The sequence below is a fragment of the Streptomyces sp. XH2 genome (assembly GCF_049725035.1).
GTDB lineage: Bacteria > Actinomycetota > Actinomycetes > Streptomycetales > Streptomycetaceae > Streptomyces > Streptomyces roseoverticillatus.
Genome location: NZ_JBMMMZ010000002.1, coordinates 670827 through 696005 on the forward strand (window position 1 = coordinate 670827; position 25179 = coordinate 696005).

Sequence of the window (25179 nt, forward strand, 5' to 3'; positions counted from 1 at the left end):
CGGACGGGGGCCCGGCTAGTCCCGGATCAGGAGGAAGACCGCCCCGGCCACCAGTGCCAGGGCGATCGCGGCGACCCCGTAGGACAGCCGGTGCTGCCGGAGCACCGGGAGATACGCGTCCACCGCGTACCTCCCGGGGCCCGTGAGCGCGAGCGCCGCCGCCGAGACGGCGACCAGCAGGGTGAACTCCACGCCCTTCGGCAGCAGGAACCCGCCCTCCCACGTCACCCCGAGCGCATTGACCATCGTGCCCAGCACGGCGGCCGCGGCGAGCGGCGTGAGGAGTCCGAGGAAGAGGCCCGCGCCGCCGAGCGTCTCGCTGAGGCCGGCGACGACGGCCATCGCCTTGGGCACGGGATAGCCCCAGGCCTCGAAGCCCTTCGCCGTCCCGTCGAGGCCGGGGCCGTCGAACCAGCCGAAGAGCTTCTGCGTGCCGTGCGCGACCATGATGATGCCGAGCATCAGCCGCAGGAGCAGGACCCCGAGCGAGAACCCGGCCGGGGAGAGCACGGCGGGTGCCGGGACGGAGTGGGCGGATCTGCTGGTGTACGCCATGGCGGGGGCACCTTCCGGGGTCGGGGTCCGGCGCGGACCCTCAGATTCCCAGCCGTGCCCCCTCCAGCTTCGCCACCGCGTCCTTGTCGCCCTCAAGCTCCACCCGGGCGGCGGCCCGGCGGCCGAAGGCGAAGAGGGTCAGCTCGCCGGGTTCCCCCGTGACGGTGACCACGGGCGCGCCGCGCTGCGCGACCGCCGTGCGGCCGTCGGGGCGGCGCAGGACCAGGCCGACGGGGGAGCGGCGGCCGAGCATCCGGGCCACCCGCTCCAGGCGGACCCACAGGGCGTCCGCGAAGACGGGGTCCACCTCGCGCGGGGTCCACTCCTCCTGGGCCCGGCGCACGTCCTCGGCGTGCACGTAGAACTCGACGGTGTTCGCGGCCTCGTCGATCTGCTTGAGGGCGTACGGCGACAGCCGCGGCGGACCGGTGCGGATGAGCTGGACCAGCTCCTCGTACGGCTTGGCGGCGAACTCCGCCTGCACCCGCTCCAGGCGCGCGGCCAGCGGTCTGAACACGAGCCCGGCGGCGGCGTCGGAGCGGCGTTCCCGCACGACGACGTGGGCCGCCAGGTCACGCGTCCGCCAGCCGTCGCAGAGCGTCGGGGCGTTCGGGCCCGCCGACTCCAACAGATCGGCGAGGAGCAGACGTTCGCGCTGGGCGTGGGTCGACATGGCGCCACCCTACGGCCGGCGCCCCGCCGCTGCCACGCCCCGCGGCTACTGAGGAAGCGGAGCGTCCATCTTCTGGCCGCCCTGCGAGACGCTCAGCGTCATCGAGCACGTGATCTGGTCCTGGCCGCGGGAGTAGGTGACCGGGGTCGGGTAGAGCACGTACGAGTAGTAGTTCTTGCCGTCGGTTATGGAGCGCATCCGGGCCTGTGCGTCCTTCTTGCACATCTCGCGGGCCTTGGTCTGGATGTCCAGCTCGGAGTCGAACTTGCCGGTCAGGGTCTCGTTGGCGATGACCTCGCCGTCGTGCGGACCGCTGCACGGCTTCGTCTTCACCTCGGTGAGGCCGATGGACATGCGCGGGTGGTCGAAGCACTGGCCGGGCTTGAGGACCACGTACGGCACGCGGGACACCGACGGGGACGAGGAGGACGCGGACGGGTCGGGGTTCGACGGGTCGGCGCCCGGGCCGCCCGTGCCGCCGGGGGCGGCGCTCGGCGCGGAGGGCGCGGCCGACGGGGTGGACGAGCCCTTGGCGGACGGCTTGTCGTCGCCCTTGTTGCCACCGGTGGTCAGCATGAAGCCGCCCACGAGGAGACCGAGCACCAGCACGCCGCCGATGACGAACCCGGCGATCTTCGCACCCTTGTTGCCCGAGGGCGGGGGCGGCATCGGCGGGGCGAACTGCTGGCCGTACTGCTGCTGCCCGTACTGACCGAATCCCGGCTGCTGGCCGGGCTGGCCGAATCCCGGCTGCTGGCCCGGCTGCTGGCCGTACCCCTGCGGAGCTTGCGGCTGTCCGTAGGGCGGGGCGGGCGGCTGGGCTGACGGCGGCCCGAACTGCTGCGGCGGGCCGAACCCACCGCCGCCACCGGGAGGCTGCGGGGAGTTCGAGGGCGGAGTACTCATGGGCGAAGCATGCCGTACGCCACTGACACCGCCGCCCGGGGGGTCCCGGCCCGTCCGCGCGGCAGAATGGACCCATGACCGGCAACACCGTCCCCGCGTCCTCTCTCGACCCCGCCATCGCCGCACGCCTCAAGCGCAGCGCCGACGGGCTCGTCCCCGCCATCGCCCAGCAGTACGACACCGGCGAGGTCCTCATGCTCGGCTGGATGGACGACGAGGCGCTCCACCGCACCCTCACCACCGGCCGCTGCACCTACTGGAGCCGCAGCCGGCAGGAGTACTGGGTCAAGGGCGACACGTCCGGACACGTCCAGCACGTGAAGTCCGTGGCCCTCGACTGCGACGCGGACACCCTCCTCGTCAAGGTCGACCAGGTCGGCGCCGCCTGCCACACAGGCGACCGCACCTGTTTCGATGCCGACGTCCTCCCGCTCGGCCAGTAGGCTCCGCTGCCATGGCTGCCACGACCACCGGTGACGTCACCCCGGACGCCGAGACCTTCCGTACGCTCGCGAAGGACCGCCGGGTCATCCCCGTCACCCGGCGCTTCCTCGCCGACGGCGACACGCCCGTCGGCCTCTACCGCAAGCTCGCCGCCGAGCGGCCGGGCACCTTCCTGCTGGAGTCCGCCGAGAACGGCCGCACCTGGTCGCGCTACTCCTTCGTGGGCGTCCGCAGCTCCGCGACCCTCACCGCGCGGGACGGCCGCACGCACTGGCTGGGCGCCCCGCCCGTCGGCGTGCCCACCGGCGGCGACCCGCTGGAGGCGCTGCGCGCGACCGTGGCCGCCCTGCACACCCCGCGCGACCTCATGGAGGGCGCCGGGCTGCCGCCGTTCACCGGCGGCATGGTGGGCTACCTCGGCTACGACGTCGTCCGCCGCCTGGAGAAGATCGGCGAGCACGGCGGCGAGGACCGCGACCCGCTCGGCCTGCCCGAGCTCACCATGCTCCTCACCTCCGACCTGGCCGTCCTCGACCACTGGAACGGCACCGTCCTGCTGATCGCCAACGCGATCAACCACAACGACCTCGACAGCGGCGTGGACGAGGCGTACGCGGACGCCGTCGCCCGGCTGGACGCCATGGCCGCCGACCTCCGCCGGCCCGCGCCCTCGGCCCCCACCGCCCTGCCGTCCTCCGAGCTGCCCGGGTACACCGCCCGCTGGGGCGGCCCCGACTACATGGCGGCCGTCGAGGACATCAAGGAGCGCATCCGCGCCGGCGAGGCCTTCCAGGTCGTGCCCTCGCAGCGCTTCGAGACGCCCTGCACGGCCTCCGCGCTCGACGTCTACCGCGTGCTGCGGGCCACGAACCCCAGCCCCTACATGTACCTCTTCCGGTTCGACGGGTTCGACGTCGTCGGCTCCAGCCCCGAGGCGCTCGTCAAGGTCGAGGACGGGCAGGCCATGGTGCACCCCATCGCCGGCACCCGGCCGCGCGGCGCCACCCCGCAGGCGGACGCGGCCCTCGCCGCGGAGCTCCTCGGCGACGCCAAGGAGCGCGCCGAGCACCTGATGCTCGTCGACCTCGGCCGCAACGACCTCGGGCGGGTCTGCGAGCCCGGCAGCGTCGAGGTCGTCGACTTCATGTCCATCGAGCGCTACAGCCACGTGATGCACATCGTCTCCACGGTCACCGGCCGCGTGGCCGCCGGGCGCACCGCCTTCGACGTGCTCACCGCCTGCTTCCCCGCCGGCACGCTCTCCGGCGCGCCCAAGCCGCGGGCCATGCAGATCATCGAGGAGCTGGAGCCGTCGCGGCGCGGGCTCTACGGCGGCTGCGTCGGCTACCTGGACTTCGCCGGGGACTCCGACACCGCCATCGCCATCCGCACCGCCGTCCTGAAGGAGGGCACGGCCTACGTCCAGGCCGGCGCGGGCGTCGTCGCCGACTCGGACCCGGCCGCGGAGGACGCGGAGTGCCGCAACAAGGCGGCGGCGGTGCTCCGGGCCGTGCACTCGGCGAACCGGCTCGCCCGGCCGTGACCCCGGCGGCACCGCAAACACCCCCACAAGGGATAGTGGACCCGTGAGCAAAGTCGTAACCCCCCGCCGCGGAACCGTCGGCGCCGCACTGCTCCTGGGCGCCGCCGGCGCCGCCCTCGCCCTGCTCGCGGGCGGCCGCACCTGGGCCGAGGGCACGACGACCGTCGCCCAGAGCACCGTCACCAAGCACGTCAGCGGCCAGGACGTCACGGGCCTGCCCGGCGCCCTCGCCGTCGTGGGCCTCGCCGCCCTCGTCGCGGTCTTCGCCGTCCGCGGCGTCTGGCGCACCGTGGTGTCCGCGGGCCTCGTGCTCGCGGGTGCCGGCGTCGTCGCCGGCGCCGTCACGGGCGCGGGCGACACCTCGGCCCTGGAGGAGCAGGCCGCCAAGGCCAACGGCCTCACCAGCGGCGCCGTCGACCACGTCACCCACACCGCCTGGCCGTGGGTCGCCCTTGCGGGCGGTGTCCTGCTGCTGCTCGCCGGGCTCCTGGCCCTGCGCTTCGGCCGCCACTGGCCGGCCATGTCCGGCCGCTACGAGCGCGACGGCACCCCCCGTCCGCGCCGGGTCCGGACGGTCCCGGACCCCGAGCGCCCCGAGGAGCTGTGGAAGGCCCTCGACCGCGGCGAGGACCCGACGAGGGCGTGACACGCCCTACCGCCTCCCCCCGGATCGAGGCGGCCCCGGCCGTCGGGGACAATGACCATGAGCGTTCTCCGCGCCCGCGGGCGCGCCACAGCAACGAGGAGTCTTAGTCATGGCGGGTACCAGCCACGGACACACCCCGGCCGCCTGGACCGGTGTCACCATCGCCTTCATCGGCTTCTGCGTCTCCGGTGCCTTCACCGTGGCCGCCAAGCCGGTCGGCTTCTGGGCCGGCATCGCCATCATCGCGGTCGGCGGCATCGTCGGCGGCGTCATGAGCATGATGGGCATGGGCATGCCCAAGAGGGCTCCTCTGAAGGTGTCCGGGCAGGCGAACCAGGGCTGACCCCGCCCTCCCCTGACGCCCCGAGGCGCGGCCCCGGGCCCGTACGACCCCCGTACGACGGCCCTGAGCTGCGCCTTCGTGCTGTCCGGCGGAGACTGTGCCCTGTGAAGGGCTGGACGAGGGGCCGGGCGAGGGGCCGGGCGAGGGACGGCGCGCGCCGACTGGCCGCCCCACTGGGCGTCGCGGCCGGCCTCGCCGCGGCCGCCGGCTACGTCGCGGCCGTGGACCCCAACCGCCCCGGCCGCTACCCGGCCTGCCCCCTGCTGCGCTGCACGGGCCTGTACTGCCCGGGCTGCGGCGGGCTGCGCGGCCTCCACGCCCTCACCCACGGCGACCTCACCGGCGCGCTCGGGGCCAACGCCCTGGCCGTCGCCGCGTACGCCGCGTTCGCCGTCTTCTGGTGCGTGTGGTTCACCAGGGCCCTGCGGGGCCGCGGGGGCGTGTCGCTGTCGCCGCGCGCCCGCCATTGGTGGGGCCTCGCCGCCGTCGTCCTGCTCTTCACGGTCCTGCGGAACCTGCCCGTGGGCGCCGCCCTCGCTCCCTGACGGGCCTCCGGCACGCGTCCACAAGATGGGACCCGCGTCAACCGGATGCGAAACCTTCGCCCGGCGGCAAGTACCATCGCAAGACCTGGTGGGGGAGGATTCCCGCCGCACCAGCCCAGACCATCCGAGTCCGGAAGGGGGCCGCTCGCGTGAGTGTGCTCGACGAGATCATCGAGGGCGTCCGTGCCGACCTCGCGGAGCGGCAGGCGCGCGTCAGCCTCGACGAGCTCAAGGAGCGGGCTGCCAGGGCGCCGCAGGCCAAGGACGGCGTCGCAGCCCTCCGCGGCGAGAACGTCGGAGTGATCTGCGAGGTCAAGCGGTCCAGCCCCTCCAAGGGCGCGCTGGCCGCGATCGCCGACCCCGCCGGCCTCGCCGCCGACTACGAGGCGGGCGGCGCGTCCGTCATCAGCGTGCTGACCGAGCAGCGCCGCTTCGGCGGCTCGCTGGCCGACCTGGAGGCCGTCCGCGCCCGGGTCGACATCCCCATCCTCCGCAAGGACTTCATCGTCACCGCCTACCAGCTGTGGGAGGCCCGCGCCTACGGCGCCGACCTGGCCCTGCTGATCGTCGCCGCGCTGGAGCAGGAGGCCCTGGTCTCCCTCATCGAGCGCGCCGAGTCGATCGGCCTCACCCCGCTGGTCGAGGTGCACGACGAGGAGGAGGTCCAGCGCGCGGTGGACGCCGGCGCCCGGATCATCGGCGTCAACGCCCGCAACCTCAAGACCCTCGAAGTGGACCGGGGCACCTTCGCCCGGGTCGCCCCGGAGATCCCGGACGGCATCATCAAGATCGCCGAGTCCGGCGTCCGCGGCCCGCACGACCTCATCGCCTACGCCAACGACGGCGCCGACGCGGTGCTGGTCGGGGAGTCCCTGGTCACCGGCCGCGACCCCAAGGCGGCCGTCGCCGACCTGGTCGCCGCGGGCGCGCACCCCGCGCTGCGGCACGGGCGGGGCTGACACCCCGGATGAGCGGCCGCCGCACCCGCCGCACGGGGCCGGGCCGACGCCCGGCCCCCGCCGGTGCGCCCGCGGCCGGGCTGTCCGCACAGGACCCTTACGCACGCCTGGCCCGGGGCTGCCGCCCCCGGGGCTGCCGCGCGCCCGCGCGCCGCGTCCGGGGCCGCAGGGTGAGGTACCACATCGGCTGCGAGCCGGGTCAGGTCAACGGGCGCCGATGGCGTGGCTGAGCACCAGCTCAGTGATCACGTCAACCTCACTCATCTCCTGAGGAGACCGGCATGCCCAGCGAATTCTTCGTCCCGGACCCGGAGGGTCAGATTCCAAGCGCCGAAGGCTACTTCGGCGCGTTCGGCGGCAAGTTCATCCCGGAGGCGCTCGTCGCCGCCGTCGACGAAGTCGCCGCCGAGTACGAGAAGGCCAAGGCGGACCCCGCCTTCGCCGCCGAGCTCAACGACCTGATGGTCAACTACACCGGCCGCCCCAGCGCCCTCACCGAGGTGCCGCGCTTCGCCGAGCACGCCGGCGGCGCCCGCGTCTTCCTCAAGCGCGAGGACCTCAACCACACCGGCTCGCACAAGATCAACAACGTGCTGGGCCAGGCCCTGCTCACCAAGCGCATGGGCAAGACCCGCGTCATCGCCGAGACCGGCGCCGGCCAGCACGGCGTCGCCACCGCCACCGCCTGCGCCCTCTTCGGCCTCGAATGCACCATCTACATGGGCGAGGTCGACACGCAGCGCCAGGCGCTGAACGTCGCCCGGATGCGGATGCTCGGCGCCGAGGTCATCGCCGTGAAGTCCGGCAGCCGCACCCTGAAGGACGCCATCAACGAGGCGTTCCGCGACTGGGTCGCCAACGTCGACCGCACCCACTACCTCTTCGGCACGGTCGCCGGCCCGCACCCCTTCCCGGCCCTCGTGCGCGACTTCCACCGCGTCATCGGCGTCGAGGCGCGCCGCCAGATCCTGGAGCGCACCGGCCGCCTCCCGGACGCCGCCGTGGCCTGCGTGGGCGGCGGCTCCAACGCCATCGGCCTCTTCCACGCCTTCCTCCCCGACGAGGGCGTGCGCCTGATCGGCTGCGAGCCCGGCGGCCACGGCCTCGCCACCGGCGAGCACGCGGCCACCCTCACCGCCGGCACCCCCGGCATCCTGCACGGCTCGCGCAGCTACGTCCTGCAGGACGAGGACGGCCAGATCACCGAGCCGTACTCGATCTCGGCCGGCCTCGACTACCCCGGCATCGGCCCGGAGCACTCCTACCTCAAGGACGCCGGCCGCGCCGAGTACCGCGCCGTCACCGACGACGAGGCCATGCAGGCCCTGCGCCTGCTCTCGCGCACCGAGGGCATCATCCCGGCCATCGAGAGCGCCCACGCGCTCGCCGGAGCCCTGGAGATCGGCAAGGAGCTGGGCAAGGACGGGCTGGTCCTCGTCAACCTCTCCGGCCGCGGCGACAAGGACATGGACACGGCGGCCCGCTACTTCGGGCTGTACGACAACGAGGCGGGGGAGCAGTAATGGCCGGCAACATCGAACTCCTGAGCTCCGTGTTGGCCGCGGCCGAGGCGGAGAACCGCGCCGCGCTCGTCGGCTACCTCCCCGCCGGCTTCCCCACCGTGGACGACGGCGTACGGGCCATCACGGCCATGCTCGACGGCGGCTGCGACGTCGTGGAGGTCGGCCTGCCGCACAGCGACCCCGTCCTCGACGGCCCGGTCATCCAGACCGCCGACGACATCGCCCTGCGCGGCGGCATCAAGATCGCCGACGTCATCCGCACGGTCAGGGAAGCGCACGAGATCACGGGCGCGCCCGTGCTGTGCATGACGTACTGGAACCCGGTCGACGCCTACGGCGTGGAGCGGTTCGCCGCCGACCTGGCCGCCGCCGGCGGAGCGGGCTGCATCCTGCCCGACCTGCCGGTCGAGGAGTCCGAGGCCTGGCGCAAGGCCGCCGAGCAGCACGGCCTCGCCACCGTTTTCGTGGTCGCGCCCAGCAGCCGCGACGAGCGCCTCGCCAAGATCACGGCGGCGGGCAGCGGCTTCGTGTACGCGGCCTCGCTGATGGGCGTCACCGGCACCCGGGAGTCCGTGGGCAACGAGGCGCAGGAGCTGGTGCGGCGCACGCGCGCGGTCACCGGGCTGCCGGTCTGCGTGGGCCTCGGCGTCTCCAACGCCGCCCAGGCCGCGGAGGTGGCCGCCTTCGCCGACGGCGTGATCGTCGGCTCGGCCTTCGTCAAGCGGCTCCTGGACGCGCCCGACCTGGAGACGGGCCTGGCCGCCGTCCGCGCCCTCGCGGGCGAGCTCGCCGAAGGCGTGCGCAAGCGCGGGTGACCCCTTCGCGCGGGTAACTCTTTTGAAGGAACCGGCGACCGGGGGCGCGCTGCGGCGCGCCCCCGGTTCGTTGTAGGGGGATGTGAGCCAGAAGAACTCGGACGGTAAGCGCAGCGCCCGCGAGCGGCTGCAGGAACAGCGTCAGCGCGAAGAGGCCCGGAGCAGGCGCAGGCGCACGCTGATCGCCGTCGCGGTCGTCGTCGGCGTGCTCGGCGCGGGCGCCGGGATCGCGGCGATCGTGGCGAACACGGGCGGCGGCAAGAAGAAGGAGACCGCCGGCCCGCTGGTCGCCCCGCAGGGCGCCACCGGCAAGGACAGCGTCACCATCCCCGCCGGCAAGCCCGCCTCGAAGGCGACCCTCACGGTCTACGAGGACTTCCGCTGCCCCGCGTGCGCCCAGTTCGAGAACGGCTTCCGCGACACGGTCAACCAGCTCGAGCAGAAGGGCGAGCTCAAGGCCGAGTACCACATCGTCACGCTGATCGACGGCAACCTCGGCGGCAGCGGCTCGCTCAACGCCGCCAACGCGGCGGCCTGCGCCCAGGACGCCGGGAAGTTCTCCGCCTACCACGACCTGCTCTACAAGAACCAGCCGCAGGAGACCGACGACGCCTTCGGCAAGAAGGCGCGCCTGCTGGAGCTGGCCGGCCAGGTGCCGGGGCTGGACACGCCCGCCTTCCGCACGTGCGTGGACGACGGCACCCACGACAGCTGGGTGAAGAAGTCCCACGAGGCCTTCGGCAAGACCTCCTACCGCGCCACCCCGACCGTGCTCCTCAACGGCAAGAGCATCTACGGCGACCCGGCCAACCCGCTCACTCCGGACAAGCTGCGGAAGATGGTGGCGGACGCCCAGAAGGGCTGAGCGGGGCGTGCAGGGCGTTACGCAGCTGTTGCGCCGGGTGGGTTGCCGTTCCGTCGCCCCGGCAGGGTAGCGTCGGGGATGTCATGGAACTCGCATACATTCCCAGCCCCTCGACCGGCGTGGTCCACCTCGGCCCGGTCCCGCTGCGCGGCTATGCCTTCTGCATCATCATCGGCGTCTTCGTGGCGGTCTGGCTGGGCAACCGGCGGTGGATCGCCCGCGGCGGACGGGCGGGGACGGTGGCGGACATCGCCGTCTGGGCGGTGCCCTTCGGGCTCGTCGGCGGCCGGCTGTACCACGTCATCACCGACTACGAGCTGTACTTCGGCGAGGGCCGCAACTGGGTCAACGCCTTCAAGATCTGGGAGGGCGGCCTCGGCATCTGGGGCGCGGTCGCGCTCGGCGCGGTCGGCGCGTGGATCGGCTGCCGGCGCCGCGGCATCCCGCTGCCGGCCTGGGCGGACGCCCTCGCGCCCGGCCTCGCGGTGGCCCAGGCGATCGGCCGCTGGGGCAACTGGTTCAACCAGGAGCTCTACGGCAAGCCGACGGACCTGCCGTGGGCGCTGAAGATCGACGCCGACCCGGCGATCGGGCGGGTGGCGGGCACCTACCACCCGACGTTCCTGTACGAGTCGCTGTGGTGCCTGCTGATCGCGGGCCTGGTGATCTGGGCGGACCGCCGCTTCACGCTCGGGCACGGGCGGGCGTTCGCGCTGTACGTCGCCTCGTACACGGTGGGCCGCTTCTGGTTCGAGTACCTGCGCGTCGACGACGCCCACCACGTGCTGGGCCTGCGGCTCAACGGGTGGACGTCGATCGTGGTGTTCGTGGGGGCCGTCATCTACATGATCGTCTCCGCGAAGCGGGTTCCTGGCCGGGAGCTTGTCGTGGAGCCGCCGCTTGATGGGGACGCGTCGATGGACGACGCGTCCCCCGAAAAGAAGAAGGTCTGAGGGTCGGCTCGGCACCGCCGGACTCCGCCGCAGTGGCTGATCGCCGCTGCGGCGGTTTTTTCGTGCCTGCGGCACGGGAGAGCGGCCGGCCCGGCCGCTGAGGCGGCGGTGCCGGTCAAGCGGTCCTTGCCGCAGGCAAGAAAACCCGCCGCGACGGCGCGCACCCCCACCGGAGGTGCCGGGCGGTGCCGTACCGGTCTCGGGCCCGCAGGTCGGCCGCTGCCCGGGCAGCAAGATCCGCGACGGCGCGTACCCGCACCGGAGGTGCCGGGCGGTGCCGTACCGGGCTTGCGCAGGCCGGCCACTGCCCGAGCAGCAAGATCCGCGACGGCGTGCACCCCCACCGGAGGTGCCGGGCGGTGCCGTACCGGTCTCGGGCCCGCAGGTCGGCCGCTGCCCGGGCAGCAAGACCCGCCGCGACGGCGCGCACCCGCACCGGAGGTGCCGGGCGGTGCCGAACCGGTCTCGCGCCCGTACGCCGGCCGCTTCCCGGGGGTGCGTCCGCGCAGGTCAGGCAGGCCTTCCTTGCTAGCGGATCAACCCCATCCTGCGTACCTTCGAACGCATCGGGGGGCGCACGGGCAAGCCGTCACGCCCCGGCGAAGGGAGCGAACCGGAGATGTCTGTCCTGGAAGCGGTCGCGGCACCGCACATAGCGCACCGTGACAACCACACCCACCGCGACGTGAACGGCGGCTGGCTCCGTCCCGCGGTGTTCGGTGCCATGGACGGGCTGGTCTCCAACGTCGCGCTGATGACGGGCGTGGCGGGCGGGGCCGCCTCCTCGGAGACGATCGTGATCGCCGGTCTGGCCGGCCTCGCCGCCGGCGCGTTCTCGATGGCCGCCGGCGAGTACACCTCCGTGGCCTCGCAGCGCGAGCTGGTCCTCGCCGAGCTGGACGTGGAGCGCCGCGAGCTGCACAAGCACCCGGCCGACGAGCTGGCGGAGCTGGCCGCGCTCTACGAGTCGCGGGGCGTGGAGCCGAAGCTGGCGATGGAGGTCGCCATGCAGCTGTCCCGGGACCCGGAGCAGGCGCTGGAGATCCACGCCCGCGAGGAGCTCGGCATCGACCCCTCCGACCTGCCGTCGCCCATGGTCGCGGCGGTGTCGTCGTTCGGCTCGTTCGCGCTGGGCGCGCTCCTGCCCCTGCTGCCGTACCTGCTGGGGGCCACGTCCCTGTGGCCCGCGGTGCTGCTGGCGCTGCTCGGTCTCTTCGCCTGCGGCGCGGTCGTGGCCCGGGTGACGGCGCGCTCGTGGTGGTACAGCGGCCTGCGCCAGCTGTTCCTGGGTGCGGCCGCGGCGGGTGTGACTTACGCCCTCGGTATTGCCTTCGGCACCGCCCTGGGGTGATGCTTATGCGGGGTCCCGCATAACGTGCATGTGACGGAGCGGTTTCAGGCCCCTGACGACCGGGCACAATCCGGGAGCGCAGCGGGCAACGCCGCCCGCTCTGTGCTGTGTCCGGCGCCGCCGGTCCGGGCGATCCCCAAGGCTTCCGGCAGCTCGCCGCATCACCCCGCAGCGTCCACATGCTGAACCGGTGCTTCCACTTTTCGGGAAGCACCCCATCATGTAACCTGCACCAACTTCTTCCGCAGAGGGCCAACGTCGTCCCTCGGCACATGCACTGGCCGGCCGGCCAGGACTGCCAAGACGACGACGGGAGCCGCCGATGCGATCCGCATCCCACCCCGCCCAGCAGGGAATGTACGACCCGCGGAACGAGCACGACGCCTGTGGCGTCGGCTTCGTCGCGACCCTCACCGGCGAGGCGAGCCACGCGCTCGTGGAACAGGCCCTCACCGTCCTGCGCAACCTGGAGCACCGCGGCGCCACCGGCTCCGAGCCCGACTCCGGCGACGGCGCCGGCATCCTGCTGCAGGTCCCGGACGCCTTCCTGCGCGAGAGCGTCGCCTTCGCCCTCCCCGAGCCCGGGGCGTACGCCGTCGGCATCGCGTTCCTCCCCGCGGACCCCGCGGAGGCGGACGCCGCCGTCTCGTCCATCGAGACGATCGCCCGCGAGGAGGGCCTCGCCGTCCTCGGCTGGCGCACCGTCCCCGTCGCCCCCGAGCTGCTCGGCGCCAGCGCCCGCGCCACCATGCCGGACTTCCGCCAGCTGTTCGTCGCGGACCACGAGAACACCGGACTCGCCCTGGACCGCAAGGCGTTCGCGCTGCGCAAGCGTGCCGAGCGCGAGGCCGGGGTCTACTTCCCCTCGCTTTCCGCCCGCACGATCGTCTACAAGGGCATGCTGACCACCGGTCAGCTGGAGCCCTTCTTCCCGGACCTCTCCGACCGCCGCTGCGCCACCGCCATCGCGCTGGTCCACTCCCGCTTCTCCACCAACACCTTCCCCAGCTGGCCGCTCGCCCACCCGTACCGCTTCGTCGCCCACAACGGTGAGATCAACACCGTCAAGGGCAACCGCAACTGGATGCGGGCCCGTGAATCCCAGCTGGCCAGCAGCCTGTTCGGCGAGAGCACGGACCTCGACCGCCTCTTCCCCGTCTGCACCCCCGACGCCTCCGACTCGGCCTCCTTCGACGAGGTCCTGGAGCTCCTCCACCTCGGCGGCCGGTCCCTCCCGCACAGCGTGCTGATGATGATCCCGGAGGCCTGGGAGAACCACGCCTCCATGGACCCGGCCCGGCGCGCCTTCTACCAGTACCACTCCACCCAGATGGAGCCCTGGGACGGCCCGGCCTGCGTCACCTTCACCGACGGCACCCTCGTCGGCGCCGTCCTCGACCGCAACGGCCTGCGCCCCGGCCGCTACTGGGTCACCGACGACGGCCTCGTCGTGCTCTCCTCCGAGGTCGGCGTCCTCGACATCGACCCGGCCCGGGTCGTCCGCAAGGGCCGCCTCCAGCCCGGCCGGATGTTCCTGGTCGACACCGAGCGCCACCGCATCATCGAGGACGACGAGATCAAGGCCGAGCTCGCCGCCGCCGCGCCCTACGGGGAGTGGCTGGAGGCCGGCCTGATCGACCTGGCCGACCTCCCCGAGCGCGAGCACATCGTGCACACCCACGCCTCGGTCACTCGCCGCCAGCAGACCTTCGGCTACACCGAGGAGGAGCTGCGCGTCATCCTCGCCCCCATGGCCAAGGCCGGGGCGGAGCCGATCGGTTCGATGGGCACCGACTCGCCGATCGCCGCGCTCTCCGAGCGGCCCCGGCTGCTCTTCGACTACTTCACCCAGCTGTTCGCACAGGTCACCAACCCCCCGCTGGACGCCATCCGCGAGGAGCTCGTCACCTCGCTGATCTCCTCCCTCGGCCCGCAGGGCAACCTCCTGGAGCCCACCGCGGCCTCCTGCCGCAGCGTCACCCTGCCCTTCCCCGTCATCGACAACGACGAGCTCGCCAAGCTCATCCACATCAACGCCGACGGGGACATGCCGGGCCTCGCGGCCGTCACCCTCTCCGGCCTCTACCGCGTCGCCGGCGGCGGCGAGGCCCTGGCCGCCCGCCTCACGGAGATCTGCGCCGAGGCCGACGCCGCCATCGCCGGCGGCGCCCGCCTCATCGTCCTCTCCGACCGCCACTCCGACGCCGAGCACGCCCCGGTCCCCTCCCTGCTGCTCACCTCCGCCGTCCACCACCACCTCATCCGCACCAAGCAGCGCACCCACGTGGGCCTGCTGGTCGAGGCCGGCGACGTCCGCGAGGTGCACCACGTCGCGCTGCTCATCGGCTACGGCGCGGCCGCCGTCAACCCGTACCTGGCGATGGAGTCCGTCGAGGACCTCGTCCGGGCGGGGACGTTCCTCACGGACATCGAGCCCGAGGCCGCGATCCGCAACCTCATCAAGGCGCTCGGCAAGGGCGTCCTGAAGGTCATGTCCAAGATGGGCATCTCCACCGTGGCCTCCTACCGCGGCGCCCAGGTCTTCGAGGCGATCGGCCTGGACGAGGGCTTCGTCGACACCTACTTCCACGGCACCGCCACCAAGATCGGCGGCGCCGGCCTGGACGTCGTCGCCCGCGAGGTCGCGGCCCGCCACGCCAAGGCCTACCCGGCCACCGGCATCGCGGCCAGCCACCGCCGCCTCGACATCGGCGGCGAGTACCAGTGGCGCCGCGAGGGCGAGCCGCACCTGTTCGACCCGGACACCGTCTTCCGGCTCCAGCACGCCACGCGCGCCCGCCGCTACGACATCTTCAAGCAGTACACCGAGCGCGTGAACGAGCAGTCCGAGCGGCTGATGACGCTCCGCGGCCTGTTCTCCCTCAAGGCCGACCGCGAGCCCGTCCCCCTCGACGAGGTCGAGCCCGTCAGCGAGATCGTCAAGCGCTTCTCCACCGGCGCCATGTCGTACGGCTCGATCTCCCGCGAGGCCCACGAGACCCTCGCCATCGCCATGAACCGGCTGGGCGGCAAGTCCAACACCGGTGAGGGCGGCGAGGACCCCGAGCGCCTCTACGACCCCGAGCGCCGCTCCAGCATCAAGCAGGTCGCCTCCGGCCGCTTCGGCGTGACCAGCGAGTACCTGGTCCACTCCGACGACATCCAGATCAAGATGGCCCAGGGCGCCAAGCCCGGCGAGGGCGGCCAGCTGCCCGGCCACAAGGTCTACCCCTGGGTCGCCAGGACCCGGCACTCCACGCCCGGCGTCGGCCTGATCTCGCCGCCCCCGCACCACGACATCTACTCCATCGAGGACCTCGCCCAGCTCATCCACGACCTGAAGAACGCCAACCCCTCCGCCCGCATCCACGTGAAGCTGGTGTCCGAGGTCGGCGTCGGCACGGTCGCGGCGGGCGTCTCCAAGGCCCACGCCGACGTCGTCCTGATCTCCGGCCACGACGGCGGCACCGGCGCCTCACCCCTGACGAGCCTCAAGCACGCGGGCGGCCCCTGGGAGCTCGGCCTCGCCGAGACCCAGCAGACGCTGCTGCTCAACGGCCTGCGCGACCGCATCGTCGTGCAGACCGACGGCCAGCTGAAGACCGGCCGCGACGTGATCATTGCCGCTCTCCTCGGCGCCGAGGAGTTCGGCTTCGCCACCGCCCCGCTCGTCGTCTCCGGCTGCGTCATGATGCGCGTCTGCCACCTGGACACCTGCCCGGTCGGCATCGCCACCCAGAACCCCGTCCTGCGCGAGCGCTTCAGCGGCAAGGCCGAGTTCGTCGTCAACTTCTTCGAGTTCATCGCCGAGGAGGTCCGCGAGCTCCTCGCCGAGCTGGGCTTCCGCACCCTTCAGGAGGCCGTCGGCCACGCCGAACTCCTCGACACCGGCCGGGCCGTGACCCACTGGAAGGCCCAGGGCCTGGACCTCGCCCCCCTGCTGCACGTGCCGGACCTCCCCGCCGGGGCCGTCCGCCACCGCACCACCGACCAGGACCACGGCCTGGCCAAGGCCCTCGACAACGAGCTCATCGAGCTCGCCGCCGACGCCCTCGCGGTCCCCTCCGCCGAGGACGCCCGGCCCGTCCGCGCCCAGGTCCCCATCCGCAACATCAACCGGACCGTGGGCACGATGCTCGGCCACGAGGTCACCAAGCGCTTCGGCGGCGCGGGCCTGCCCGACGACACGATCGACATCACCTTCACGGGCTCCGCCGGCCAGTCCTTCGGCGCCTTCCTGCCGCGCGGCGTCACCCTGCGCCTGGAGGGCGACGCCAACGACTACGTCGGCAAGGGCCTCTCCGGCGGCCGGATCGTCGTCCGCCCCGACCGCGGCGCGGACCACCTCGCCGAGTACTCGGTCATCGCCGGCAACACCCTCGCCTACGGCGCGACCGGCGGCGAGCTGTTCCTGCGCGGCCGCGTCGGCGAGCGCTTCTGCGTCCGCAACTCCGGCGCCACCGTGGTCTCCGAAGGGGTCGGCGACCACGGCTGCGAGTACATGACGGGCGGCCGGGCCGTCGTCCTCGGCGAGACCGGGCGCAACTTCGCGGCCGGCATGTCCGGCGGCGTCGCCTACGTGATCGACCTCGACCCCGACAACGTCAACAAGGAGCTGGCCGCCGCCGTCGAACCCCTCGGCGCCGACGACCGGCAGTGGCTGCACGACGTCGTGCGCCGCCACCACGAGGAGACCGCCTCCACCGTCGCGGCCGGCCTCCTCGCCGACTGGGACACCGCCGCCGGCCGGTTCAGCAAGGTCGTCCCGGCCACCTACAAGGCAGTGCTCGCCGCCAAGGACGCCGCCGAGCGAGCGGGTCTCTCCGAGACGGAGACCCACGAGAAGATGATGGAGGCGGCGACCCATGGCTGACCCCAAGGGCTTCCTGACCACCGGGCGCGAGGTCGCGCAGACCCGCCCCGTCGCCGAGCGCGTCCGCGACTGGAACGAGGTCTACGTCCCCGGCTCCCTGCTGCCGGTCATCAGCAAGCAGGCGAGCCGCTGCATGGACTGCGGCATCCCCTTCTGCCACAACGGCTGCCCGCTCGGCAACCTCATCCCCGAGTGGAACGACTACGCCTACCGCGACGACTGGCGGGCGGCCAGCGAGCGGCTGCACGCGACCAACAACTTCCCCGAGTTCACCGGCCGGCTCTGCCCGGCCCCCTGCGAGGCCGCCTGCGTCCTCGGCATCAACCAGCAGCCCGTCACCATCAAGAACGTCGAAGTCACCATCATCGACAAGGCGTGGGCCGCGGGCGACGTCACCCCGCAGCCGCCCGAGCGGCTCTCCGGCAAGACCGTCGCCGTCATCGGCTCCGGCCCCGCCGGGCTGGCGGCCGCCCAGCAGCTCACCCGCGCCGGTCACACGGTCGCCGTCTACGAGCGCGCCGACCGCATCGGCGGCCTGCTGCGCTACGGCATCCCCGAGTTCAAGATGGAGAAGCGGCACATCAACCGCCGCATCGAGCAGATGCGCGCGGAGGGCACCAAGTTCCGCACCGAGGTGGAGATCGGCCGCGACATCGACGCCGCCAAGCTCCGCAAGCGCTACGACGCCGTCGTCATCGCCGCCGGCGCCACCACCTCCCGCGACCTGCCCGTCCCCGGCCGCGACCTCAAGGGCGTCCACTTCGCGATGGAGTACCTGCCCGTGGCCAACAAGGTGCAGGAGGGCGACCTGACGGTCTCCCCGATCACCGCCGAGGGCAAGCACGTCGTCGTCATCGGCGGCGGCGACACCGGCGCAGACTGCGTCGGCACCGCCCACCGCCAGGGCGCGGCCTCCGTCACCCAGCTGGAGATCATGCCCAAGCCGGGGGAGGAGCGGAACGCGAACCAGCCCTGGCCGACCTTCCCCATGCTCTACAAGGTCACCTCGGCCCACGAGGAGGGCGGCGAGCGCGTCTACTCCGTCTCGACCACCCGCTTCGAGGGTGACGAGGACGGCAACGTCCAGTGGCTGCACCTGGTGGAGGTCGAGTTCACCGACGGCAAGCTCGTCCAGAAGCCGGGCACCGAGCGCCGCATTCCGGCCCAGCTCGTCACCCTCGCGATGGGTTTCACGGGCACGGACCGGCAGAACGGCCTCGTCGACCAGTTCGGCCTGGAAATGGACGCCCGCGGCAACATCGCCCGCGACGCCGACTACGCCACCAACGTCCCCGGCGTGTTCGTCGCCGGTGACGCCGGGCGCGGCCAGTCCCTCATCGTCTGGGCCATCGCCGAGGGCCGCTCCGCCGCCCGCGGCGTGGACCGCTACCTCACCGGCACCAGCACCCTGCCGGCCCCGGTCCGTCCCACGGACCGCGCCCTGACGGTCTGACCCGTCCCGGAAAGCTCGCGGCGCCTGCCCCACCCCGACCACAGGTGGCAGGCGCCGCGCTGTCGTACCCGCGCCGTCCTCGCCGCTACCCGGCCCGGTGCACCAGCAGATCGCGGAACTCCACCTTCGCGTCCTCGGTGTAGACCCCCACGCTGCCCTTCCGGTACGGGCGCTCCCGGTCCTCGTAGGCGATCAGCCCCTGTCCGTCGACGCTCACCTCCATGCGCGCCCCGCGCTGCGCCACCCGCACCGCCGACCACGCGCCGACGGGGAACCGTCCCTGGCCGGTCGCCAGGAAGCGCTGCCCGCCCCCGTAGGCGGGGTCGCGCTTGCCGAGCTCCCAGCCGTTCGGCTTGAGGGTGACGTAGTAGAAGTGCTCGGGGTCGGTGTACGCCCACAGCAGCCACGGCACCTCCCACGGGTTGGGCTCGGGCGTGCGCAGCTGGGCGACCGTGCGCATGCGCGCCTCGAAGTCCACGTCCTCGAAGCGGTCCGTGGAGACGATCAGCCCGGCGTGGGTCTCGTCCGGCACCCGGGAGGGGCGGGGGGAGAGGAAGAGGCCGTCGTGGCGGCCGATGTTCTCGCCGTGGCCGTCGAAGACCGACCGCCACGGGCCGTGGACCGATCCCTCGGCCCACGGCCGGTCCGGCGCCTCGTCACCGGACAAGAGGCTGCTCACCGCGAGAACGGCGCCCGCCACCGCGAGGGTGGCGAGCAGTGCGAGACCGAGCAGCCGCTGAACTCTCGTCATGCCGTCGAGTATGACCCCGGCCCCTCGGTGCGGGTGGTGACCAGTTCGGCGGCGTCGCCGTCGTCCGCGTCGGCTCCGAAGTCCTCCGCGAGCTGGGCGATGATGCGGTCGGTGGCGTGGCCGTCCCCGAAGGGATTGCCGGCCGTGGCCATCCGCGCGTAGGCGGCAGGATCATCCAAAAGGTGGACGGCGGCCTCCAGGATGGCTTCCGGTTCGGTGCCCACGAGCCGGGCGGCGCCGGCCTCGACGGCCTCGGGGCGCTCGGTGGTCGTGCGCAGGACGAGGGCGGGCTTGCCGAGGGTGGGGGCCTCCTCCTGGATGCCGCCGGAGTCGGTGAGGACCAGGTCGCAGGCGGCGAGGGTGGCGGAGAAGTCGAGGTAGCCGAGCGGCTCGGTGATCTCGATGTGCGGGTGGCCGGCCAGTTCGGGCAGGAGCGCCTCGCGGACGGCGGGGCTCTTGTGGAGCGGCAGCACCATCTCCACGTCGCCCCGGTCGGCGAGCCGCCACAGGGCCCTGCCCATGGCGCGCATCACGGCGCCCTGGTTCTCGCGGCGGTGCAGCGTGACGAGCACGCGCCGCAGGCCGGTGCGGAAGAGGCTGCGGCCGGTGCCCTCCTCCAGCACCCACAGCAGGTTGTCGATGACGGTGTTGCCGGTGGTGAACACCTCGGCGCCGGGGACGCCTTCGGCCGTCAGATGGTCCGCGGCCCGCTGCGTGGGGGCGAAGTGCCAGCGCGCCATCCGGCCTATCAGGCGGCGGTTGAGCTCCTCGGGGAAGGGGTTGTCGAGGACGCCGGTGCGCAGCCCCGCCTCGACGTGGGCGATGGGGACGTGCTCGTAGAAGGCGGCGAGGGCGCCGGTCAGGGCGGTGGTGGTGTCGCCCTGGACGATGACGAGGTCGGGGCGCTCGGCCCGGACCACGTCGCCGAGGCCGTCCACGAGGCGGGCCGTGAGCGTGGACAGCTGCTGCCGGTCGCGCATGACGTCGAGCTGGGTGTGGACCGGGACGCGCAGGAGGTCCAGCATCTGGTGGAGCATCTCGCGGTGCTGGCCGGTGGTGACGACGAGCGGTTCGAAGAGCGGGGAGAGCGCCATGGCACGGGCCACGGGCGCCAGTTTGATGGCCTCGGGTCGGGTGCCCAGCACGAGCATGGCGCGTACGGGCGCGGTGATGAGGTCAGCGGACATGGTTCTCCCTGGGAAGGGCCTGACGAGGTGAGAGGAGGAGAGGCGGGTGGTTCAGGTGCGCGCGGTCTTCAGCCACGTCTGCTTGCCGGTGAGCATCCGCCACAGCCCCCACCAGCCCGCGGCGAACCAGATGTAGCCGTAGAAGATGAAGACGTGCGAGAGCAGGATCGAGCGCAGGAGCCCGAGGCCGCGCTCGCGCCGGCGGTAGACGAAGCCGTACGCGTAGGCCGCCGTGAAGGACAGCACGTACGGGCCGATGATCCACATCGGGGTGATCAGCGGGCGCCCGGCCTGGACGGAGCCGATGGCGGTGCCGGCCACCGCGACCAGGAAGGACAGCGGCAGCAGTGAGGTGAGCAGGATGAGGACCGGGCTGGAGAGGTGGTACAGCAGGTCGACGGCGGCGCGGGTGGGGACGGAGCGCAGGATCAGCGGCACCAGCCCCGCCGACTGCAGGTGACCCTGGAACCAGCGCGAGCGCTGGCGCACCAGGCGGCGGACGTCGAGCACGGCCTGCTGGGAGACCGCGGCCGCGGTGCAGTGCTGGTTGGTCCAGCCGCGGGCGATGAGCCGGACCCCGAGGTCGAGGTCCTCGGTGAGGGAGTCGCTCCAGGGCCCGGCCTCCTGGCCGGGGACGGCGAGGGAGTCGAGTGCGGCGAGCCGCATGAACTGCCCGTTGCCGCCCATTCCGACGCTGCCGATATAGCGCCGGGCGCACTGGAAGATGTCGCCGTAGATGACGAATTCCATGTCCTGGAGCCGGGCCAGGAGGCCCTGGTGGCGGTTGTACATGCGGACGCCGACCTGGGTGGCGCCGACGCTCGGATTGTCGAAGAAGGGGTCGACGGACTGGACCACGTGTTCGTCGAGCCGGCCGTCGGCGTCGACGACGCAGACGATGACATCGTGCGGGTCGTAGCCGTCCATGAGGCCCGACTCGCGCAGGTGGCGGATTCCGGCGTTGAGGGCGGCGCCCTTGCCGCGGCGGGCGTTCGGCAGGGTGCGCTGCAGGAGGCGGACGCGCTCGGGGTCGGCGGCCCGGGCGATGTCGGCGGTGCCGTCGTCGGACGCGTCGTCGATCACCAGGGCCAGGAAATTGCCTGCGGGCAGGGCAGTGATCCGGGCAAGGCTCTCCGCGAGAACCTTTTCCTCATTCAGGCAGGCGAGCAGAAAGACGTACAGCCGTTTCCGCCGGGGGCCCCGGACGCGGCGTGTGCGGCGCCGGGAGAGCAGGAACATCGTGGTGTTGTAGCAGCCGGCCATCACGATGATGGCGATGGCGGATCCCAGCAGGACCTCGCCGGTCAAGGCAGGTCACCGGTGGTCCCGGCCGGTGTGCCGGGGGCCGGCGCACTGTGGTCGGGCGTGTTGCGGGCGGCGAACCAGAGTTTGGCGGCGATGATGACGAGCGCGGCCGTGCAGTAGAGCAGGAATCCGGCCCCGGCGGCTTCCTGCAGTCCTTTGGCAAAAGGAATGCCCGGTAGCACTTCAGGTGCCGCCGTCAGCCCGGCCATGGGCAGGACGGAGCCCAGAGCGGGTTTTCCGTACATGAGTTCCCCCCGAATTGCGCCTCTTGCGCCTCTCGATGGCGAGGCAAGGCATGCGCAGGGAAGGTATCAGATCAGACAGGTAATACTGTCGGACTTGGTGACTATTGTTGGAGCGGAATCTCAAATTCGAAGAACCTACCGGTCGTTATGCCTGATCGCGGCCGGATGTGACGGGAGTGATTTTTGGTCTGCACCAAAGCGTCTGCACGGAACTGCCCGCTCGGGACCGAAGTTGTCTATTGACATGCATCCATCCTCGCCAGAAGAATCTGGCGACTGTCGGGCCCCCGGCGGAACGGGGGTGGCGACCGCAGCATTACCAGGGGGAATTTCCATGCTGAACAAGCGAGGCAGATCCGGGAAAGCCCGGATCTCCGCCATTGCCCTGCTCCTCGCCGCCCTGCTGGGCGGCGTCCTGTTTTCCTGGCCCGCCGGGGCCGCGATATCCAAGCCGCGCAGCACCGACGCCGTCAACCCGCTCGCGCTCTCCCCGGAGAGCAAGAAGGACCTCGCCGCCGCGGCCAGGGCCCGGCTCGCCAACGACCGGCTGCGCCGCACCGGCGCCCTCACGGTCACCCCGGCGCCCGTCACGAAGACCGTCACCGCGGCCCTCGCCCCGCAGGCCGGCACCTCCGCCCTCGTCCTCTACGACAACACCGGCCCCTACGGGCAACTGGGCGAGCTCTACGCCATGGCGACCGCCAACCTCGCCGGCCACTTCGGCACCGTCACCGCCAAGCCCGTCTCGGCCTACACCGCCGGCATGGTCAACCAGTACACCGCCACGGTCTACCTCGGCTCGACCTACTACGGGGGCACCGTCCCCGACGCCGTCCCCGCCGCCTTCTACCAGGACGCCATGGCCACCAGCCGTCCCGTCACCTGGATCGGCGACAACATCTGGAACATGGCCACCGCGGTCGGCGTCCTGCAGTTCGAGCAGAAGTACGGCTGGGACCCCACCAACTCGTACTACGAATCCGGCGGTTCCCTCGGCGACATCGACCAGGTCACGTACAAGAACCAGCAGCTGACCCGGAACATCCCCGCGGGCCAGGACGGGGGAGTGCTCCACCCCGCCCTCCTCACCGGCCCCGGCTACCCGGCCGTCACCACCCTCGCCGTGGCCAAGGACGGCACCACCGGCGCCACCAGCCCCTGGGCGATCCGCTCCTCGAACCTCACCTACCTCGGCGAGATCCCCTTCGCCTACGTCTCCGAGAGCGACCGCGTCATCGTCTTCGAGGACCTCCTATTCGACGCCCTCGCCCCCGCGACCACCGAACGCCACCGGGCCTTCGTCCGCCTGGAGGACATCAGCCCCAAGGCCGACCCCGCCCAGCTGCGGTCCATCGCGAACTACCTCAAGTCGCAGAACATCCCGTACGGGATCAACGTCATCCCCGTCTACAAGGACCCCAAGGGCGTCTACAACAACGGCGTGCCCGAGACCGTCACCCTCGCCCAGGCCCCCGCCGTCGTCACCGAGCTCAAGAACATGCTCGCCAACGGCGCGGTCCTGATGAACCACGGCTACACCCACCAGTACGGCACGGCGAACAACCCCTACAACGGCGTCACCGGCGACGACTTCGAGTTCTTCCGCGCGCACGTCGACACCGCGGACAACGTCGTCCTCGACGGGCCGCCGGCGGAGGACTCCACCGTCTGGGCCCAGGGCCGCATCACCCAGGCCCTGGCCGGCTTCGCCGCCGCCGGACTGCCGAAACCGGCCTTGTGGACGACTCCGCACTACGCCGCGTCCGCCACCGACTACCGTGTCCTGGGCCAGAACTACTCCGCCCGCCTGGAGCGCTCGTTGTACTTCGCCGGCACGCTCACCGGTGGCACACCGGACAACAGCCGCTACATCGGCCAGTTCTTCCCGTACTCGGTCAAAGACGTCTACGGCACGACCGTCCTGCCCGAGAACATCGGCAACTACGAGCCCGAGGCGTACAACAACCACCCGCCCCGCCTCCCCGCCGACCTCATCGCCTCGGCCAAGGCCAACCTGGCCGTCCGCGACGGCGTGGCGAGCTTCTTCTACCACCCCTACTACCCGGTGACCCCGCTCAAGCAGACGATCGAGGGCATCAAGGCCCTCGGCTACACCTTCGTCGGCCCCACGGCGCTCGGCCAGTGAACCGCGGGAGGAGGGCGGCCGGCGCGCTGCTCGCGGCCGCCCTCCTCCTCGCCGGATGCTCCTCGGGCTCCGGCGGGGAGAACGGCGAGGAGCAGCCCGGACCGGGCCCCGGCGCCCGCACCGACGACGGAAAGGCGGCCGGACTGCGCGGCATCACCCTCCCCTCCTGGAACACCGGCGACTACGCCGGCCCCGACGCCGCGCCCTACCTGCGGCAGATCGCCGCCACCGGCGCCCGCTGGGTCACCTTCACCCCCACCTGGTACCAGGACGGCACCACCGACGCCGGCATGCACACCACCGCCGAGACCGCCGGCGACGACGCCCTCCGGCACATCATCGGCCTCGCCCACGACACCGGCCTCAAGGTCATGCTCAAACCGCACGTCGACCTCGCGAAGGGCGGCGACCGGGCCGGCATCCGGCCGAGCGACCCCGACGCCTGGTTCACCGCCTACGAGCGCTTCATCACCCACTACGCGGACATCGCCGCCACCACCAAAACCGAACAGCTCGCCGTCGGCACCGAACTGGCCGGCACCTCCCGCGACGGCACCCGCTGGAGCAAGGTCGTCCGCGCCGTCCGCACCCGCTACCGCGGCCCGCTGACCTACGCCGCCAACTACGACGAGTACCGCGCCGTCCCCTTCTGGGACGACCTCGACGTCATCGGCATCGACGCCTACTGGCCCCTCGCCGACCGCCCCACCACCGACACCGCCCGGCTCCGCGACGCCTGGAAGCCCATCACCGGCGAACTCGCCGCCTTCTCCGCCCGCCACCACCGCAAGATCCTCTTCACCGAGGCCGGCTACGTCAGCCAGCGCGGCACCACCACCGCCCCCTACTCCTGGACCGTCAGCAAGAGCGGCGGCGAGGAGGAACAGGCCGCGGCCTACGCGGCGCTGCTCACCGCCCTCGACGGAAAGCCCTGGTGGGCAGGGGTCTGCTGGTGGATGTGGGACGACTGGCCCGACGCCGGCGAGACGCCGCGCCGCCTCGCGTACACGCCGCACGGCAAGCCGGCGGAGAAGGTGCTGCGACAGCACTGGAAGTGATGCGACAGCACGGGAAGTGACGGGAAGTGAGGGGTCCGCC

23 protein-coding genes are annotated in these 25179 nt (G+C 72.4%); 16 read left to right on the forward strand and 7 right to left on the reverse strand.

All coding sequences use genetic code 11. The features are described 5' to 3' along the window. Positions 1 to 15 precede the first annotated feature (15 nt). The 3 genes from ACOTKD_RS06660 to ACOTKD_RS06670 are packed head-to-tail and all read right to left on the reverse strand — an operon-like array spanning position 16 to position 2134. On the reverse strand, positions 16 to 555 hold the full coding sequence (locus ACOTKD_RS06660) for a DoxX family protein (RefSeq protein WP_424887911.1): 540 nt from the start codon (positions 553 to 555) through the stop codon (positions 16 to 18). 40 nt (positions 556 to 595) lie between these two features. Next, a complete protein-coding gene (locus tag ACOTKD_RS06665; protein ID WP_424887912.1) occupies positions 596 to 1228 on the reverse strand; it encodes a TIGR03085 family metal-binding protein in 633 nt (210 codons plus the stop codon). A gap of 45 nt (positions 1229 to 1273) precedes the next feature. Further along, positions 1274 to 2134, reverse strand: a complete 861-nt coding sequence (locus ACOTKD_RS06670) for a hypothetical protein (protein ID WP_424887913.1) — start codon at positions 2132 to 2134, stop codon at positions 1274 to 1276. A gap of 74 nt (positions 2135 to 2208) precedes the next feature. Here ACOTKD_RS06670 and hisI point away from each other — a divergent pair, with 74 nt between their 5' ends. From hisI to ACOTKD_RS06740, 14 genes are all read left to right on the forward strand, one after another. Continuing rightward, complete coding sequence (gene hisI / locus ACOTKD_RS06675; protein WP_424887914.1) at positions 2209 to 2577, forward strand: phosphoribosyl-AMP cyclohydrolase; 369 nt, start codon at positions 2209 to 2211, stop codon at positions 2575 to 2577. A gap of 11 nt (positions 2578 to 2588) precedes the next feature. Then, the gene (locus tag ACOTKD_RS06680) at positions 2589 to 4121 is read left to right on the forward strand and encodes an anthranilate synthase component I (protein ID WP_424887915.1); all 1533 of its coding nucleotides are present in this window, start codon (positions 2589 to 2591) and stop codon (positions 4119 to 4121) included. 43 nt (positions 4122 to 4164) lie between these two features. Further along, a complete protein-coding gene (locus tag ACOTKD_RS06685; protein ID WP_424887916.1) occupies positions 4165 to 4767 on the forward strand; it encodes a TIGR02234 family membrane protein in 603 nt (200 codons plus the stop codon). Positions 4768 to 4876: 109 nt separating this feature from the next. Then, entirely contained in the window at positions 4877 to 5110 is a 234-nt protein-coding gene (locus tag ACOTKD_RS06690; protein WP_424887917.1) for an HGxxPAAW family protein, read from the forward strand. Between the two features lie 104 nt (positions 5111 to 5214). Continuing rightward, the gene (locus ACOTKD_RS06695) at positions 5215 to 5655 is read left to right on the forward strand and encodes a DUF2752 domain-containing protein (protein ID WP_424887918.1); all 441 of its coding nucleotides are present in this window, start codon (positions 5215 to 5217) and stop codon (positions 5653 to 5655) included. Positions 5656 to 5804: 149 nt separating this feature from the next. Next, positions 5805 to 6614 carry an indole-3-glycerol phosphate synthase TrpC gene (gene trpC / locus ACOTKD_RS06700; protein ID WP_424887919.1) on the forward strand — a complete coding sequence of 270 codons (810 nt, stop codon included), beginning with the start codon at positions 5805 to 5807 and terminating at the stop codon, positions 6612 to 6614. Positions 6615 to 6622: 8 nt separating this feature from the next. After that, the gene (gene trpM, locus ACOTKD_RS06705) at positions 6623 to 6844 is read left to right on the forward strand and encodes a tryptophan biosynthesis modulator TrpM (RefSeq protein ID WP_424887920.1); all 222 of its coding nucleotides are present in this window, start codon (positions 6623 to 6625) and stop codon (positions 6842 to 6844) included. 51 nt (positions 6845 to 6895) lie between these two features. Beyond that, on the forward strand, positions 6896 to 8137 hold the full coding sequence (gene trpB / locus ACOTKD_RS06710; RefSeq protein ID WP_424887921.1) for a tryptophan synthase subunit beta: 1242 nt from the start codon (positions 6896 to 6898) through the stop codon (positions 8135 to 8137). Further along, a complete protein-coding gene (gene trpA / locus ACOTKD_RS06715; RefSeq protein ID WP_424887923.1) occupies positions 8137 to 8952 on the forward strand; it encodes a tryptophan synthase subunit alpha in 816 nt (271 codons plus the stop codon). Before trpB ends, trpA begins: the two co-directional genes overlap by 1 nt. An 82-nt stretch (positions 8953 to 9034) precedes the next feature. Then, the gene (locus ACOTKD_RS06720) at positions 9035 to 9817 is read left to right on the forward strand and encodes a DsbA family protein (protein ID WP_424887924.1); all 783 of its coding nucleotides are present in this window, start codon (positions 9035 to 9037) and stop codon (positions 9815 to 9817) included. Between the two features lie 83 nt (positions 9818 to 9900). Beyond that, positions 9901 to 10770, forward strand: coding sequence for a prolipoprotein diacylglyceryl transferase (gene lgt / locus ACOTKD_RS06725; RefSeq protein WP_424887925.1), 870 nt, complete (start codon positions 9901 to 9903; stop codon positions 10768 to 10770). A 619-nt stretch (positions 10771 to 11389) separates the two neighbouring features. Beyond that, positions 11390 to 12121, forward strand: coding sequence for a VIT1/CCC1 transporter family protein (locus ACOTKD_RS06730; protein ID WP_424887926.1), 732 nt, complete (start codon positions 11390 to 11392; stop codon positions 12119 to 12121). Between the two features lie 322 nt (positions 12122 to 12443). Then, the gene (gene gltB, locus ACOTKD_RS06735) at positions 12444 to 16994 is read left to right on the forward strand and encodes a glutamate synthase large subunit (protein WP_424887927.1); all 4551 of its coding nucleotides are present in this window, start codon (positions 12444 to 12446) and stop codon (positions 16992 to 16994) included. Continuing rightward, positions 16987 to 18447 (forward strand): glutamate synthase subunit beta, encoded by a 1461-nt coding sequence (locus ACOTKD_RS06740; RefSeq protein WP_424887928.1) that lies wholly within the window; start codon positions 16987 to 16989, stop codon positions 18445 to 18447. The genes gltB and ACOTKD_RS06740 overlap by 8 nt, the downstream gene beginning before the upstream one ends. 85 nt (positions 18448 to 18532) lie before the next feature. Here the strand turns inward: ACOTKD_RS06740 and ACOTKD_RS06745 are convergent, their stop codons facing one another. The 4 genes from ACOTKD_RS06745 to ACOTKD_RS06760 are packed head-to-tail and all read right to left on the reverse strand — an operon-like array spanning position 18533 to position 21899. Further along, positions 18533 to 19198 (reverse strand): family 16 glycoside hydrolase, encoded by a 666-nt coding sequence (locus ACOTKD_RS06745; protein WP_424887929.1) that lies wholly within the window; start codon positions 19196 to 19198, stop codon positions 18533 to 18535. Then, the gene (gene wecB, locus ACOTKD_RS06750; protein WP_424887930.1) at positions 19195 to 20385 is read right to left on the reverse strand and encodes a non-hydrolyzing UDP-N-acetylglucosamine 2-epimerase; all 1191 of its coding nucleotides are present in this window, start codon (positions 20383 to 20385) and stop codon (positions 19195 to 19197) included. Before wecB ends, ACOTKD_RS06745 begins: the two co-directional genes overlap by 4 nt. 51 nt (positions 20386 to 20436) lie before the next feature. Continuing rightward, positions 20437 to 21693: a glycosyltransferase family 2 protein gene (locus tag ACOTKD_RS06755; RefSeq protein ID WP_424887931.1), complete on the reverse strand. Its 1257-nt coding sequence runs from the start codon at positions 21691 to 21693 to the stop codon at positions 20437 to 20439. Continuing rightward, positions 21690 to 21899 carry a hypothetical protein gene (locus ACOTKD_RS06760; protein ID WP_424887932.1) on the reverse strand — a complete coding sequence of 70 codons (210 nt, stop codon included), beginning with the start codon at positions 21897 to 21899 and terminating at the stop codon, positions 21690 to 21692. Before ACOTKD_RS06760 ends, ACOTKD_RS06755 begins: the two co-directional genes overlap by 4 nt. A 370-nt stretch (positions 21900 to 22269) precedes the next feature. On the opposite strand from ACOTKD_RS06760, the gene ACOTKD_RS06765 reads away from it, so the two are divergent. After that, complete coding sequence (locus ACOTKD_RS06765; RefSeq protein ID WP_424887933.1) at positions 22270 to 24081, forward strand: DUF2334 domain-containing protein; 1812 nt, start codon at positions 22270 to 22272, stop codon at positions 24079 to 24081. Then, positions 24078 to 25139, forward strand: coding sequence for a glycoside hydrolase family 113 (locus tag ACOTKD_RS06770; protein ID WP_424887934.1), 1062 nt, complete (start codon positions 24078 to 24080; stop codon positions 25137 to 25139). The genes ACOTKD_RS06765 and ACOTKD_RS06770 overlap by 4 nt, the downstream gene beginning before the upstream one ends. The last annotated feature ends 40 nt before the right edge of the window (positions 25140 to 25179 follow it).